The organism is Acidiphilium sp. PA, assembly GCF_026191915.1.
Lineage (GTDB): Bacteria > Pseudomonadota > Alphaproteobacteria > Acetobacterales > Acetobacteraceae > Acidiphilium.
In genome coordinates this window covers 26,944-42,277 of the sequence record NZ_JAIMBY010000006.1, presented here as the reverse complement: position 1 = coordinate 42,277, position 15,334 = coordinate 26,944, and the positions used below count along the sequence as shown (strand labels likewise).

Here is a 15,334-nt window from a genome sequence, read left to right as displayed (position 1 = left end):
TGCGCCCTACTGGGCGGGCCCGACGATGACCGGCGCCGGCAAAGCGCCGCCGGTGCCGGCGTAGGCCTGGTTGGCATTGCTGACGCAATTGTTGATCCGGTCGATCTGATCGTGCTGTTCGGCAAGCTTGTTGGTGATGTAGGCGGGGTTGGGCGAGCCGATGAAGGGGGTCGCGAACTGGTCGGTGCGCGAGAGATAGGCGTAGTGACGCGCGGTATCGATCTGCCTCGCCTGCTGCGTGCATGCTGCCAGATCGGCCTTGTCGGCGGCGGATTGCGGCGGCGGCGCGCCGAAGCTGCATGAAGCGAGCGGCAGCGCGATCGCCGTGAGCATCAGGGTCAGGCGGAGCATGGGGCATTGTCCTCGGCAGGGCGCGTGATCAGCATGGCGCGGAGTTCAGTTTCATCGAGACCGCCGGTGTCGGTCAAGCGGGTGAGCGCGGCGGCCTGGAGCAGCGCGCCGTCGATCGCGGCGGCGCCGCGCCTGATCTGGATGAACGGGGCCAGCCAGGCGGCATCGCCGATCAGCGCGACCAGACCGAGCAGGCGCAGGCAGACCGAAACACCATGCGGCGTCGACAGATCGGCGATGCGATCGACCGATGACGCCCAGGCCCGGGCATCGCGGTCGCGCAGCACGACATCCGGGCCGCCGGCGAAGCGAAAGCCGCGGGTCGGGCCGTCGTAGCCGGCGCGGGCGGCATCGTGTGCGGCATCCCATGCCTGCTCGAGGTCGCGCTTGGCGACGCGCGGCAGACGGGCGGGCGCAATCGGCACCAGATGCAACTCCGTGCCGTCGGCGGCGATTTCACGCTGGATCGGCCCTGACATGATTATCAAATGGCGACGCGCACGCCGAGTTCCACGACCCGGTCGGACGGGATCTGGAAAAATTCGGTGGCCGAGATCGCGTTGCGCAGCATGAACAGGAACAGGGCGCGGCGTACGAAGCCCAGTTTCGGCACGGTTGCCGGCACCACGGTTTCACGGCCGAGGAAATAGCTGGTCTGCATGGGGTTGAACGGCAGACCCTGCTCGCGCAGCAGATCGAGCGAGCCCGGCAGGTTCGGCACATCCATGAAACCGTAGCCGATGCCGACCCGATAGATGCCGGTCGCCAGCTCCTCGCAATGCACCCGGTCCGCGCCGCTCGCGGTCGGAACATCGAGATTGCGGACGGTGACGAAAAACACCGTCTCATGCAGCACTTTGTTGTGCTTGAGGTTATGCAGCAGCGAGGCGGGCGTGTATTCCGGACTGCCCGTGAGGAATACCGCGATACCCGGCACGCGGACGATGCGCGATTGCGGCAGCCGCCCCAGGAACGAGGCGAGCGGCAGGCTGTCCTGCTGCCAGCGGGCGAACAGCAGGCTGCGGCCACGCCGCCACGTGGTCATCAGCGTGACGATGCTCAGCCCGATTACCAGCGGCACCCAGCCGCCCTCGAAAATCTTGAGGATATTCGCGCCGAAGAACGCGGCATCGACCGCAAAGAACGACCCCCAGACCAGGCCGGTCTTCCACCGCGGCCAGTTGAAATGCCGGTGAAACACGAGAGCGGACAGGACATTGGTGCAGAGGAACGTGCCGGTCACCGCGATACCGTAGGCCGAGGCGAGCGCGTTGGAGGAGCGAAACCCGAGCACCAGGATCAGCACGCCGACCGCAAGGGCCGCGTTCATCTGCGGCACATAGACCTGCCCCTCGGTGGTGACCGAGGTATGGCGGATTTCCATGCGCGGCAGCAGGCCGAGCTGCACGCACTGGCTGCCCAGGGTGAATGCGCCCGAAATCACCGCCTGGCTCGCGATGATCGTGGCGATGGTCGCGAGAATGACCATCGGGATCAAGACAGCGTGCGGCACGAGCAGATAGAACGGGTTGTCGGCGGCTTGCGGGTTCGCGATCACCAGGGCGCCCTGACCGAAATAGTTCAGCACCAGCGCGGGTAGAACAAAGAAGCGCCACGTCGCCCGGATTGGCCGGCGGCCGAAATGGCTCATGTCCGCATATAGCGCTTCGGCACCCGTGACCGCGAGAACGACCGCGCCAAGCGCCACGAACGCCAGCACATCGTGCCGGACGATGAACCTGATGCCCTGAAACGGGATCATCGCTGCCAGGACATGCGGGTTGAGAATGATGCGATACAGACCGCACCCGGCGATCGTGACGAACCAGATCACCATGATCGGGCCGAATAGCTTGCCCACCGCGCCGGTGCCCCGGCGCTGCACCAGGAACAGGCCGATGATGATGGCAACCGAGATCGGCAGCACGAACCGGCTGAAATCGGGCGAGGCGACGCTCAGCCCCTCGACCGCCGAAAGCACCGAAATCGCCGGCGTGATCACGCCATCGCCGAGAAACAGCCCAGCACCGACGATGCCGACCACCATCAGCCCGTAACGGACCCGATCGGTCCGGGCGACGCGCTGGGCCAGGGCCATCAGTGCGAGAATCCCGCCCTCGCCGTTGTTATCGGCGCGCATCACGAAGGTGACGTATTTGAGCGTCACGGTAATGATCAACGCCCAGAAGATCAGGCTGAGCAAACCGAGCACGTCCTCGGGTTTCAAGCCGCCCTTGGTGACATAACCGAGGCAGGCCTGCAGTGCGTACAGCGGCGAGGTTCCGATATCGCCGTACACGATGCCGAGCGCGCCGATCACCGCGGCGAATTTGAGCTGTTCGGCCGGGGTGGACGGTTCGATCGCGACGTCGCTCAACCGCGCCCCCCGCCGGGTGCCGCGGCGCCGATCGGTGCGACATCGCCTGTCATGCCGGCCAGCACCTCGGCGACATGGCGCACCGCGATCGGCTTGCCTTCGCGCGAGAGCTTGCCGGCCATGTTGAGCAGGCAGCCGAGGTCGCCCGCGAGCAGCAGATCGGCCCCGGTCGCGGCGATGTCGTTGGTTTTATCGGCGGTCATGCGCGCGGAGATGTCGGGATATTTGACGCAGAACGTGCCGCCGAAGCCGCAGCAGATTTCGGGCTCGCTCATTTCGACCAGCTCGAGTCCGGCAATCTTGCCGAGCAGGGCGCGCGGCTGGGTCTTGACGCCGAGTTCCCGCAGGCCGGCGCAACTGTCGTGGTAAGTCGCGCGGATATTCAGGCTGGATTCGAGCCCGGCGAACCCCATGACATCGACCAGAAACCCGGTGAGTTCCCAGGTTTTCGCGGCGAGCGCCTCGGCGCGGCTGCGCAGATCGGGGTCCTGATCGAACAATTCGGGCATGTGTTTGCGCAGCATGCCTGCGCATGAGCCAGAGGGCGCCACGACATAATCATACCCGGCGAAGGCGGTGAGCAGCCCTTCCGCCAGGGCACGCGCGGTCGCACGATCGCCCGAATTATAGGCGGGCTGGCCGCAGCAGGTCTGCGCGCGCGGTACTTCCACCGTGCAGCCGGCGGCTTCGAGCAGCTTGATCGCGGCAAACCCGACGCTGGGCCGATAGAGATCGGCAAGGCAGGTCACGAAAAGCGCCACGCGCGGGCGGGCCGAAGAGGGTTGGGTCACGAGGTTGCTCCTGTCGCGGGCGCGGTGGTGGGACTGGATTGCTGAATCGGGCGCGGCAGCAACACGAACAATGTGCCCGCCGCATCCGTGCTGCCGGCCATTTGGGCAGCGTTGCGGCCGATGCCGAAGAATATCTGGGCCGCGGTGGCACCTTTGGCGCCGACGTCGATATCCTGCGCCGTGGTCAGCCGGTCGAGCGTCGTGGTGGCAACGAACACCGGCGCACCGAGGGGGATCGCTTTCTGATCGACCGCGATCGAGCCTTCCGGCGTCAGCGGTACGCCGAGCGCGCCGGGGGCACCCAGACCATCCGGCACATCATGGAGGCGTTTGAAAAATACATAATTGCGGTTTGCGTTCATCACGCCCTGCGCCTGGGCCGGATGCGCGCGCAGCCAGGCGCTGATCGACTGGATCGACACATCGTTCGCTGCGAGATCGCCCTGTTTGACCATAAGCTTGCCGATCGGCGTGTAGGCGCGCCCGTTGGTGCCGTCGAAGCCGAGGTCGATCAACGTGCCGTCCGGCAGGCGCAGCCGTGCCGCGCCCTGCACCTCTGCCATGTAGGCATCCACCGGGTCGCGCAGCCAGGCCACGACATGCGCCTGATGGCGGATGGCGCCCGCCTCGATCCGCGCACGGCTGTAATAGGGCACCAGCTTGCCGTAGCGCAGCCGGCCGACGATGCGCTGCTTGCCGGTGCTGTCGTGAAATCCGGCGAGGTTGGCCGCGACCAGATCGCGCGGCTTGGCATAGAGCGGCACATCGTAGCCGGGCAGTTTTACTTCCGACCCGGCATAGACGGGCTCGTAATAGCCGCTGATGCGGGTGGGGTGGGCGACCTGGTACGGCACGAAATAGGTCTGGAAAAAATTCTGCGCCGCCGCGGCATCATCGGGCGGCACGGCGCGTGCGGCTGCGCAGACACCGCGCCACAACCCTGCCTTGCCGCCGAGCGATCCAGCCACGCCATCGCCACCCAGGCTCTGGTCCTCCGGCATCACCGCGATGGCGCGGCACGACCGGACGAAAGCGGGCAGGCCAGCCGCTGCCGTTGCAGGCCCCCAGCCCGGCAGGGCGCTGAACGCCACCGGCCTGAGCGATGCGGTGCCCGGCCCCCCTGTGGTCGCGGCCGGCTTGATCGCACAACCGGCGAGGCCGAGTGACAGAATTGCGGGCACGATAAAGAGGCGGGCCGTCAAGCCGATCGCTGGTCTCGGCATGGTTCAGCCGCTGCGCGCCGCGGCGAGGCGCCAGACCGGGTCCGAGCCGTTCACGCTCCGCTCGAAACTCCACAGATCGACGATCTCGGTCACGGCCTCGGTCCCGGCGACCACCTGCCCTGTGCGGTCGCGCGTGAAGTTTTCCTGATCGGAGACGAAACGCACGACGATGACGGCGTGATCGCCGAGCATCTCGGCCTCGTCGATGCTCGCCTCGACGATCTGTTTGATTTCGGTCTGCTGGGTTTCGCCCGCCTCGGCGCGCTGGGTGATCGCGTGTTCGAAAGTGGCATACACCGTCGGCGTCAACAGGCTGCGCAGCGTGGTCAGATCGCCGGCGGCGAAGGCGGTGACGATCCGGCGGAACGACGCTTCGGCCGAGTCGATGAATTTGACGGGGTCGAACCCGAGATCCGATTGCGCGATGCGGCCGAGCACCTGACCGACGGCGGTGTGCGGCGAGGGGATCGGCCGGCCCGGCCGTGCGCGCGGCGCCTCGGCGAAACCATCGATCACCGGTGCGGCGGGACCACGCAGGCCGACAGCCTGCTGGTCGGGCAGCGGCGGGCGTTCATAGCCGGTCCGTTTGCCCAGCACGCTGCGCAGGCGCAGCACCAGGAAGCCCGCCACCAGGGCGAGCAGAATGAGGTCGATCGGAAATCCGTTATACATGGCTGACAAGCACCTTGTTCGGGATGCAACCCGGGTGGAGGTGATAGGCCGTGCGGCGCGATGCCGCAACCTTCGGGCTGTTTGCCGAGGCTCGCGCAGCCATGTATCGATCCCGGATGATCCTGCTCCGCCACGGCCAAAGCGAATTCAACCTGCATTTCAGCGCGACCCGGCGCGATCCCGGAATCGAGGACCCGCAGCTCACCCCGGAGGGTCATGCCCAGGCGCAGGCGGCGGCCGCCGCGCTCCGCGACATGAACCTGACCCGCATGATCATCTCGCCCTATACGAGGACGTTGCAGACGGCCGCGCCGATCATTGCGAGTCGGGCCCTGACGATCGAGATCGATCCGCTGATCCGCGAGCGCTACGCGTTCAGCTGCGACATCGGCACCAGCCCGCGCACCCTGGGGGCGCGGTTTCCGGATCACGATTTCGCGCATCTGCCTGACCCGTGGTGGCCCGCCGGGTTCGAACCCGAGGCCGCGGTGATCGAACGGGCGGCGCAGTTCCGCGCACGAATGGCCACGCGGCCCGACTGGCGGGAGACCATCGTGGTCAGCCATTGGGCATTCATTCTGGCCCTGACCGGGCGCTCGCTGATGAACGGCACCTGGATGGTGTATGACCCGAACACCCCGGCACCGACCGATCTGGTATGGCATCCTTGAGCCGACCCGGCGCAATGCGGCTGTTACAATTGATCGATATGACCCGTCGGCCATGGTGATTTACCGACCCGCTTTTTTATCCGACGGATACCGCCGCCGATGATCCTGCAAAACCGGCGGTTCCGTCGCCTGGGCCCGGTCCTGATGCCGCTGCTCCTGGCGGGGTGCGTCGTCGGCCCCGCGTTTCACGCGCCGAAAACCGCGGTGCCGACCGCGTTCGTCGCGCCGGCTTCGGCACAACCCGCCTGGCCGAAGCCCGGCTGGTGGCGGACTTTCGGCTCGGCTGAACTCGATACGCTGGTGGCCGCCGCGAAACAGCACAATTTCTCGGTGGTCGAGGCGATCGATCAGCTCGAAGCCGCCAACGCCCAGATCGAGGTATCAGGATCATCGTTGCTGCCGACCATCACCGGCGCCGGCAGCGGTAATTTCCAGCAGGCCGGTTCCGGTGCGGCCGGGGCGTCGTCACGCTCGTCGTTCTCGCAATTCGGCGGCCTGGGTTCGAACAAGAATTCCACCACCCATAATTATTCGGCGAATTTCCAGGCGTCCTATCAGCTCGATTTCTGGGGCAAGAATTATGATGCGCTGCGCGCCGCCCAGGCGAACGCCGCCGCCGCGCAGTTCAACGCCGCCACGGTGGCGCTGACCGAGGAAGCCGCGGTCGCGACCACCTATTTCCAGGTGCTCGCCTATCAGGACGAGCTGGCGATCGCGCGCCGGAATCTGAGTGCCGCGCAAGGTCTGCTCGATCAGCTGAACGCCGAGTTCCATGCCGGCGTGGTTGATCAACCGACCGTCGCACAGCAGGCCGCGCTGGTGGCCTCGGAGCGCGCGACGATCCCCAACCTGGTCTCGGAACTGCGCCAGCAGGCTCTGGGGCTGGGGATTCTGACCGGCGAGGCGCCGGAGTTTCTGCGCGTTCAGGGCGGTTCGCTGAACGACATTACCGTCCCGCCGCTCCGCCCCGGTGTGCCCTCGGCATTGCTGACCCGCCGGCCGGATGTCGCGGAGGCGGAGGCGACGCTGATCGGCGCCAATGCCACGGTGCGCGGCGCGATTGCCGCGTTCTTTCCCGCGATCAGCCTGACCGGGTCTGCGGGGTGGCAGAGCACGGCGCTGAACACGCTGATCAACCCGGGCTCGCTGCTGCTCTCGGCCGCGGCATCGCTCAGCCAACCGATCTTTGAGGGCGGTGCGCTCACGGGTACGCTTGGTGTCGATCGCGCGACGTATCGTGAGGATGTCGCGAAATACGAGCAGGCGGTGGTGCAGGCGTTCACCGATGTCGAGACCGCGATGACCGCGCTGCATTACGCGACCGATCAGGAACATCTGCAGCGCATTGCGGTGCAGCGCGCGCAGGCAGCACTCGCCGGCGCGCGGGCGCAGTTGCGGGCCGGCGTGGTCGATGTCAGCACCGTGCTGAACGCCGAGGAAACCCTGCTGTCGGATGAAAACACGCTGGAACAGGCGCGGCTGACGCGGCTCGATGCGGCGGTGAATTTATACAAGGCGATGGGCGGCGGCTGGGCTATTCCGACAAACGAGGTTCGATGATCATGGCGAAGCGACGCGGAACGATAATTGCCGTCGTGGTGGTGCTGGTGCTGGTCGCCATCGTGGTGATCCGGCTGCACCATGGCGGCGCCAAGAAAAAGCATGTCGCCTCCACCGCAATCCCCGTCAAAATCGCGCAATCGGTCGTGCAGACCGTGCCGGTCTATCTGGATGCGCTCGGCACCGTCGTGCCCTACCGCACCGTGACGGTGCAGCCGATGATCACCGGGCCGCTGAAAAAAGTGCTGTTCCACGAGGGCCAGTTCGTCAAGCGGGGCCAGGAGATCGCCGAGATCGACCCCGCACCGTATCAGGCGACGCTCGATCAGGCCAAAGCGAAACTGGCGCAGGACAAGGCAAGCCTGCTCAACGCGGCATTGCAGGCGCGGCAATATGCCTCGCTGGTGGCGCAGAACTATACCTCGAAACAACAGGCCGCGACCGCCAACGCCACGGCCGCCGAAGATCGCGCGCTGGTCAAGCAGGATCAGGCCGCGATCGAGACCGACCTGATCAACCTGGGTTATACGAAAATCAGGGCGCCGATTTCGGGCCTGACCGGCATTCTGCAGGTCAACGCCGGCAATATCGTCAATCCCAACCTCGCCAACGGTATCGTCGTGATCAACACGCTGCAGCCGATCTCGGTACAGTTCAGCCTGCCGCAGCAGGATCTGTCGCAGATCACGGCAGCGATGCAGGGTGGCGCGCCGGTGAGACTGGTGGCGACGGCCGAAGGCGATCCGCAAACCGCGACCGTACTCGATCACGGCACATTGTCGGTGCTCGACAACACGGTGAACGCCAACACCGGCACATTGACGCTGAAAGGCAAATTCCCCAATCCGAAGCTCGAACTCTGGCCCGGCGCCTATGTGAATGTGCGCACATTGGTGCGCAGCATTCCAAACGCCGTCACGGTGCCGCCGGTCGCGGTGCAGCAGGGGCCGGGCGGCAGTTTCGTGTTTCTGGTCAAGCCTGCCGCGGCGGGACATAAAGACGCCACCGTGGTCGATCAGCCGATCACGATCGGCTACGAAACCGAACAATTGGTCGTGGTCGCCAAGGGGCTCGCCGCCGGCGATCAGGTCGTCACCGAAGGCAATTCGCGCCTGAAGGATGGGGCCAAGATCAAGATCGTCACCGCCCCGAAAGCCGACGCGGCGTGAACATTTCGGGCCCTTTCATCGGCCGCCCCGTTGCCACCACGCTGCTGGCCATTGCGATCTTTCTGCTCGGCGTCCTCGGCTATCAGGCGCTGCCGGTCTCATCCCTGCCGCAGGTCGATTTCCCGACCATCCAGGTGGTCACCAAACTGCCCGGCGCCTCGCCCGATACCGCATCGAAACTGCTGACCGCTCCGCTCGAGCGCCAGTTCGGCGAAATCGCCGGCCTCGCCTCGATGAGTTCGATCTCGAGCCAGGGCACCAGCGCGATCACCCTGCGGTTCGATTTGTCGGTTTCGCTCGACACCGCCGCGCAGAACGTGCAGGCCGCGATCAACGCCGCCTCCGGCACACTGCCGCCCAATCTGCAGTATCCGCCGACCTACACCGAGGTGAACCCGGCCGATGCGCCGATCATCACCCTGGCGCTGACGTCGAAAACCGTGCCGATCTACACAATCGCCAACGCCGCCCAGACGCAGATTGTGCCGAAACTGTCCGAGATCAGCGGCGTCGGCAATGTTTCGGTCGAAGGCGGCATGACCAAGGCGATCCGCATCAACGTCAATCCCGCGCGCCTCGCGGCCTATGGCATTTCGCTTGAAGACGTCCGCAACGCGATCGCCAATGCGAACCAGAGCGGGGCCAAGGGCGCGTTCAACGGCACCAACCAGGCCTACACGCTCGGTGCCAACGACCAGATCACCGATCCCGCGCAATATCGCAACGTGATCATCGCCTACCAGAACAAGGCACCGGTGCGGCTTTCAGCGGTCGGTTCGGTGACCGACGGGCTGGAAAACAACCAGCAGATCGCAAGCTATAACAACACGCCGGCGGTGGTGATCGATATCGAGCGCCAACCCGGCGCCAATATCGTGAGCACGGTGCAGAACGTGCAATCCGCGCTCAGCGATCTGGGCAAGGATCTGCCGCCCGGCATCAAGCTGCAAATCGTCGCGAACCGCACCGGCACCATCAAGGCCTCGGTCAACGACGTGCAGATCACCCTGCTCACCTCGGCCCTGCTGGTGGTGCTGGTGATCTTTCTGTTCCTGCCCAACCCGCGCGCGGTGCTGATCCCCGCGGTCGCGCTGCCGCTCTCGATCGTTGCGACCTTCGCGGTGATGAGCGAGCTTGGCTATCAGCTCGACAATCTGTCGCTGATGGCACTCACCGTCGCATCGGGATTCGTGGTCGATGATGCGATCGTCATGATCGAGAACATCGTCCGCTTCATCGAAGCCGGCGAGACACCGATGCGCGCGGCCTATCTCGGGTCGCGCCAGATCGGTTTTACCATCGTCTCGCTCACCATCTCGCTGGTCGCGGTGTTCATCCCGCTGCTGTTCATGCCCGGCGTGATCGGCCGGCTGTTCTCGGAATTCGCGGTGACACTCGCGGTCGCCGTGGTGATTTCGGCGGTGATCTCACTCACCCTGACACCGATGATGAGCGCGCGCCTGCTGCGCCCCGCGAACGATGCCCGGCCGGGCCGGATTGCCCGTGGCGCCGAGGCGGTGCTGCTGCGCGTGCGCAATTCATATCAGCGCGGCCTGAACTGGAGCCTCGCGCATCAGCGTTTCATGATGCTGGTGTTCGCCGCAACCGTGGTGATTACCGGCTTGCTGTTCGTGGTGATCCCCAAGGCGCTGCTGCCGCAGGAAGACACCGGCGCGATCGTCGCGGTGACCGAGGCCGGGCAGAGCGTCTCGCTCGATGCGATGAACACGCTCCAGACCCAGGCGGTCGGCATCATCCTGCACAACAAGGCGGTGGCCGGCGTCACCTCGCTGCTCGGCTCGGGCCTGACCAACCCGACGCCGAACACCGGGCGGCTGAACATCACCCTCAAACCGTTCGGCACGCGGCCGGCCATCGGCACCGTGATGCGCCAGTTGCAAGCCGCGCTCAGCGGCATTCCGGGGTTCAGCATCTACATGCAGCCGGTGCAGGATATCACGCTGTCGTCCCGCATTTCACCGACCCAGTACCAATACACCCTGACCGATACCAACCAGACCGAGCTCGATCGCTGGACCACCAAAATCGAGGCCGCGCTGAAAAAACTGCCGCAGATCGCCGATCTCGCGAGCGACCAGCAGAATCAGGGGCTTGAGACCTATGTCGATGTCAATCGCGCCGCCGCATCGCGGCTCGGGATCAGCATGGCGACGATCGAGGCCGTGCTGTACGACGCATTCGGCCAGCGCCAGATCTCGACCATCTATACCCAGAACGCGCAATACCGCGTCATCCTCGGCGTCGATCCCGGCTACGCCGCATCGCCACAGGCGCTCGCCAATCTGTTCGTGCCGACCGGCAACCTGACCACCAGCACCAGCACCGCGGCGCTCGGCCCGGGCGGGTCGGTCAGCGGCAACAGCACCACCACGCTCGGCGCGACCAGCGGCACCACCACCAGCGGTTCGAACAACGCCGGCACCAGCACGGCGAGCGCCAGCGCCGTCGCATCGCAAGTGCCGCTGCTCCAGATCGCCACGATCCAGCGCAAATTCGGCCCCCTCGCGATCACCCGCGAAGACCAGTTCCCCTCGGTGACGCTGAGTTTCAACCTGGCCAACGGCGCCTCGCTGGGCAGCGCCGAGACGGCGATTGCCAAGGCCCAGCAGGCGCTCGGCGTGCCGCAGACCATCAGCGGCACGTTCTCCGGCGCTGCCGCCGAATTCCAGACCGCCCTCTCCGAGGAACCGTGGCTGATCGCCGCCGCCCTTGTCGTTATCTATATCGTGCTTGGCGTGCTCTATGAATCCGTGATCCACCCGATCACGATTCTCTCCACCCTGCCCTCCGCCGGCATCGGCGCGTTGCTCGCGCTCATGCTGACCGGCACCGAATTCACCCTGGTGGCGCTGGTCGGCATCGTGCTGCTGATGGGCATCGTGAAAAAGAACGGCATCATCATGGTCGATTTCGCGATCGAGGCGGAACGCGACCGCGGCCTTACCCCCGAGGCCGCGATCATGGAAGCCGCCATCCTGCGCTTTCGCCCGATCATGATGACGACCATGGCCGCCCTGTTCGGCGCGGTGCCGCTGGTGCTCGAAGGCGGCGCCGGCTCGGAGCTGCGCGCACCGCTCGGCATCGCCATCATCGGCGGTCTGCTGGTCAGCCAGCTGCTCACGCTGTTCACCACGCCCGTCGTCTACCTCGCAATGGAGCGGCTGCGCCCCTCCGCCCGCCGCAGCCTCGGCGCAACGCCCGTTCCGGCCGAATAGCGATGGGGTTTTCCGACCCCTTCATCCGCCGGCCGATCGGCACCGCCCTGCTCGCTTTGGGCATTCTGATCGCGGGCACCCTCGCCTACTTCCAGTTACCGGTCGCCGCCGTACCCAGCATCCCGATCCCCGCGATCGTGGTGTTCGCCTCCGAACCCGGCGCATCGCCCAGCATCATGGCGAGCACCATCGCCTCGCCGCTCGAACACACGCTCGGAACCATTCCCGGCATCGATGATGTCCGCTCGATCAATTCCACAGGCTCAGCCTCGGTCATCCTGTTGTTCGATACCGGCACCAGCATCACTGCCGATGCCCACGCCGTGCAGGCCGCCATCAACGCGGCCCTGCCCAACCTGCCCTCATCCATGCCCAGCCGGCCGTTCTACAAGGAGTTCAACCCGGCATCCCGCCCGGTGATGACCATCGCGCTGTCATCGAAAACCATGAGCCTCGGCAATATCTACAACGTTGCCGACACCACGCTCGATCAGCGCCTTGCGCAAATCCCCGGCGTCGCCCAGGTGAACCTTTATGGCGGCGGCTCGCCGGCCGTGCGCATCCGCCTCAACACCCAGGCTCTCGCCGCGGCCGGGCTGACCAGCACGGATGTCTATAATTCGGTCCGATCCGCCAATGAAATCGAGCCGATCGGCGTGCTGCAAGGCAGGCGCACCGCCTCGATCATCGCAACCAACGGTCAGTTGCACACCGCGGCCGAATATGGCCGCATCGTCCTGAAATCGAAATCCGGCGCCATGCTGCGCCTGTCGGATGTCGCCTCGGTGGTTGACAGCGTCGCCAACACCCAGCTCGCCGCCTCGGCCGATGGCCACCCCGCCATCACCATCGAAATCACCAAGACCGCCCAGGCCAACGTGATCAAGACCGTCGAAGGCATCAAGGCGCTGCTGCCGGAAGTTCGCAAATTTCTGCCGCCTTCGGTCAAACTAACAGTCCTGACTGACCGCACCACCACCATCCGCGCCAGCGTCGCCGATATCCAGTTGACCCTGCTGATCACCATTTTGCTGGTGCTCGCCGTCGTCACGCTGTTCATGCGCCGCCTCACACCCACCATCGCCGCCGGCATCACCGTGCCGCTCTCCCTCGCCGGGACCGTTGCCGTCATGTGGGCGATGGGCTTCTCGCTCGATAATTTCTCGCTGCTCGCCCTGACCATCTGCGTCGGCTTCGTGGTCGACGATGCGATCGTCATGATCGAAAACATCGTCGCCCAACACGAACGCGGGTTGTCCGGCGTACAAGCCGCGCTGATCGGCGCGCGGCAGATCGGCTTCACCGTGTTCTCGATCACCGTATCGCTCGTCGTCGTGTTCCTGCCGCTTACCCTGATGGGCGGCATCATCGGCAGCCTGTTCTACGAATTCGCAATGACACTCTCGGTCGCGATCGTGATTTCCGGGATCATATCGCTCACCGTCACGCCCATGATCTGCGCGCATTTCATGGGCCGCACCCCGACCATCGGCCGCGATTCCCGCCTCGCCCGCGGCATCGACCGCCTGTACCGCAACACGCTGGAAGCCTACGCCCGCAGCCTCGACTGGGCGCTCCGCCACCGCTGGCTGATGCTGATCAGCTTCGCGCTCACCCTGGTCCTCACCATTTTCCTCTACATCAAGGTGCCGAAATCCTTCATCCCCGAGGAAGACAGCGGCCTGATCATTGCGCAAACCCTCGCACCCACCGATGTCTCGTTCAACCGCATGCAGCGGCTTGAGGCGCGCGTTGTCAAAATCGTGCTGCACGACAATGCGGTCGCTACCGTCAGTTCACGCATCGGCGTTGCCAACGGCTTCTCCACCGCAAACCGCGGCACCATGTTCATCGGCCTGAAACCGCTGTCGGACCGCTCGATCTCGGCGCAGAACGTCATCCTGCGCCTGCAGAAAAAACTCGAACGGATTCCCGGCATAACCACCAACATGCAGGTCGCCCAGGACATATTTTTCGGCGGCCAGTCGAACGGCGGCGAATACAGTTTCTCCGTGGTCGATCCCTCGCTCGATGGGCTCGACACCGTGACCCGCCAGATCGAAGCCAAACTCCGCACGCTCAAATCGATCAACAATATCGGCACCGACCAGGACAAGGCCCAGACCGAAATCATGATCGAGATCAACCGCAACGCCGCCGCTCGCCTCGGCGTCTCGATCGCCGCGATCGACGGTGTCTTGCAGAACGCCTACGCCCAACAGCAGATCTCGCGCATCTATCAGGCGCAAAATCAGTACGAAGTCGTTATGAAAGTCCCCGCCAGGCTCGACCGTGCACCGAGCGACCTCAGCCACCTTTTCGTCAACGGCTCGAAGGGCCCGGTCCCGCTCGATCAGGTCGCAACCTACAGCCGCACCACCGCGCCACTCTCCGTCACCCATCTCGATGGCGAACCCGCCGGCACCATCAGCTTCAACGTCGGCAAAGGTACCTCACTCGGCCCCGCGATCGCGCAGGTCAAAGCCGCCATCGCCTCGATGCCGCTGCCCGATACTGTCAAAATCCAGTTCGGCGGCAACGCGAAATACTTCCTCGCGTCGATCGAAAAAGAACCCCTGCTGATCGCCGCAGCCCTCGTCGCCATCTACATCGTGCTCGGCGTGCTCTACGAAAGCCTGACCCAGCCGCTCACCATCCTCTCCACCCTGCCCTCCGCCGGCGTCGGTGCCCTGCTCGCTTTGCTGATCACCGGCACACCCCTGTCGGTCATCGGCGTGATCGGCGTGTTCCTGCTGATGGGCATTGTGAAAAAAAATGGCATCATGCTGGTCGATTTCGCCCTCAACGCGGAACGTATCGGCGGCATGACACCCCAACAAGCCATCCGCGCCGCCTGCATCGAACGCTTCCGCCCGATCATGATGACCACTATCGCCGCCATGCTCGGCGCCCTGCCCCTCGCCTTCGCCGTCGGCACCGGCGAACAACTCCGCCGCCCCCTCGGCATCGCCGTCATCGGCGGCCTGATCGTCTGCCAGGCCCTGACCCTCTACACCACGCCGGTCATCTACCTGGCCCTCGGCGGCTTCGGCAAACGCCGCGCCCGCCGCATCACCACCATGCCTGCCGAATAACGCCCAGCTTGAGTGGTGGCGCCGGTGAGGAAGTAAGGCGGGGGGCTTTGCCCCCTCGACCCCCACTAAGGGCGGAGCCCTTAGAACCCGCTAGTTTTAGGCAAGGGGAGGGCGCTGCCTCGGATTTTCCGTCGATCTGGCCTCGACAGCCCTCCCCTTGCCTAAAACTAATGGATTTTAAAGGCTCCG

At 65.1% G+C, this 15,334-nt stretch carries 11 protein-coding genes; 5 read left to right on the top strand and 6 right to left on the bottom strand.

Going from position 1 to position 15,334, the window contains the following annotated elements; all coding sequences use genetic code 11:
* Nucleotides 1-6: 6 nt before the first annotated feature.
* The 6 genes from AruPA_RS09955 to AruPA_RS09930 are packed head-to-tail and all read right to left on the bottom strand — an operon-like array spanning nucleotide 7 to nucleotide 5,414.
* The gene (locus AruPA_RS09955) at nucleotides 7-351 is read right to left on the bottom strand and encodes a hypothetical protein (RefSeq protein WP_265636525.1); all 345 of its coding nucleotides are present in this window, start codon (nucleotides 349-351) and stop codon (nucleotides 7-9) included.
* On the bottom strand, nucleotides 339-830 hold the full coding sequence (locus AruPA_RS09950) for a hypothetical protein (protein ID WP_265636524.1): 492 nt from the start codon (nucleotides 828-830) through the stop codon (nucleotides 339-341). Before AruPA_RS09950 ends, AruPA_RS09955 begins: the two co-directional genes overlap by 13 nt.
* A gap of 5 nt (nucleotides 831-835) precedes the next feature.
* Nucleotides 836-2,728: a potassium transporter Kup gene (locus tag AruPA_RS09945; protein WP_265636523.1), complete on the bottom strand. Its 1,893-nt coding sequence runs from the start codon at nucleotides 2,726-2,728 to the stop codon at nucleotides 836-838.
* Nucleotides 2,725-3,519 (bottom strand): (Fe-S)-binding protein, encoded by a 795-nt coding sequence (locus AruPA_RS09940; RefSeq protein WP_265636522.1) that lies wholly within the window; start codon nucleotides 3,517-3,519, stop codon nucleotides 2,725-2,727. Before AruPA_RS09940 ends, AruPA_RS09945 begins: the two co-directional genes overlap by 4 nt.
* On the bottom strand, nucleotides 3,516-4,742 hold the full coding sequence (locus tag AruPA_RS09935) for a murein transglycosylase A (RefSeq protein ID WP_265636521.1): 1,227 nt from the start codon (nucleotides 4,740-4,742) through the stop codon (nucleotides 3,516-3,518). The genes AruPA_RS09940 and AruPA_RS09935 overlap by 4 nt, the downstream gene beginning before the upstream one ends.
* 3 nt (nucleotides 4,743-4,745) lie before the next feature.
* Entirely contained in the window at nucleotides 4,746-5,414 is a 669-nt protein-coding gene (locus AruPA_RS09930; RefSeq protein WP_265636654.1) for a Tim44/TimA family putative adaptor protein, read from the bottom strand.
* A 116-nt stretch (nucleotides 5,415-5,530) separates the two neighbouring features.
* On the opposite strand from AruPA_RS09930, the gene AruPA_RS09925 reads away from it, so the two are divergent.
* From AruPA_RS09925 to AruPA_RS09905, 5 genes are all read left to right on the top strand, one after another.
* A complete protein-coding gene (locus AruPA_RS09925) occupies nucleotides 5,531-6,085 on the top strand; it encodes a histidine phosphatase family protein (protein ID WP_265636653.1) in 555 nt (184 codons plus the stop codon).
* A 99-nt stretch (nucleotides 6,086-6,184) separates the two neighbouring features.
* Nucleotides 6,185-7,645 carry an efflux transporter outer membrane subunit gene (locus AruPA_RS09920; protein WP_265636520.1) on the top strand — a complete coding sequence of 487 codons (1,461 nt, stop codon included), beginning with the start codon at nucleotides 6,185-6,187 and terminating at the stop codon, nucleotides 7,643-7,645.
* Nucleotides 7,646-7,647: 2 nt separating this feature from the next.
* On the top strand, nucleotides 7,648-8,814 hold the full coding sequence (locus AruPA_RS09915) for an efflux RND transporter periplasmic adaptor subunit (RefSeq protein WP_265636518.1): 1,167 nt from the start codon (nucleotides 7,648-7,650) through the stop codon (nucleotides 8,812-8,814).
* Nucleotides 8,811-12,050: an efflux RND transporter permease subunit gene (locus tag AruPA_RS09910; protein WP_265636517.1), complete on the top strand. Its 3,240-nt coding sequence runs from the start codon at nucleotides 8,811-8,813 to the stop codon at nucleotides 12,048-12,050. The genes AruPA_RS09915 and AruPA_RS09910 overlap by 4 nt, the downstream gene beginning before the upstream one ends.
* A 2-nt stretch (nucleotides 12,051-12,052) precedes the next feature.
* Nucleotides 12,053-15,145 (top strand): efflux RND transporter permease subunit, encoded by a 3,093-nt coding sequence (locus AruPA_RS09905; RefSeq protein ID WP_265636516.1) that lies wholly within the window; start codon nucleotides 12,053-12,055, stop codon nucleotides 15,143-15,145.
* The last annotated feature ends 189 nt before the right edge of the window (nucleotides 15,146-15,334 follow it).

Bases quoted from the DNA above. Each gene is read 5' to 3' on its own strand.
- AruPA_RS09955 (WP_265636525.1), bottom strand. From the start codon at position 351: ATGCTCCGCCTGACCCTGATGCTCACGGCGATCGCGCTGCCGCTCGCT.
- AruPA_RS09950 (WP_265636524.1), bottom strand. From the start codon at position 830: ATGTCAGGGCCGATCCAGCGTGAAATCGCCGCCGACGGCACGGAGTTG.
- AruPA_RS09935 (WP_265636521.1), bottom strand. From the start codon at position 4,742: ATGCCGAGACCAGCGATCGGCTTGACGGCCCGCCTCTTTATCGTGCCC.
- AruPA_RS09930 (WP_265636654.1), bottom strand. From the start codon at position 5,414: ATGTATAACGGATTTCCGATCGACCTCATTCTGCTCGCCCTGGTGGCG.
- AruPA_RS09925 (WP_265636653.1), top strand. From the start codon at position 5,531: ATGATCCTGCTCCGCCACGGCCAAAGCGAATTCAACCTGCATTTCAGC.
- AruPA_RS09920 (WP_265636520.1), top strand. From the start codon at position 6,185: ATGATCCTGCAAAACCGGCGGTTCCGTCGCCTGGGCCCGGTCCTGATG.
- AruPA_RS09915 (WP_265636518.1), top strand. From the start codon at position 7,648: ATGGCGAAGCGACGCGGAACGATAATTGCCGTCGTGGTGGTGCTGGTG.
- AruPA_RS09905 (WP_265636516.1), top strand. From the start codon at position 12,053: ATGGGGTTTTCCGACCCCTTCATCCGCCGGCCGATCGGCACCGCCCTG.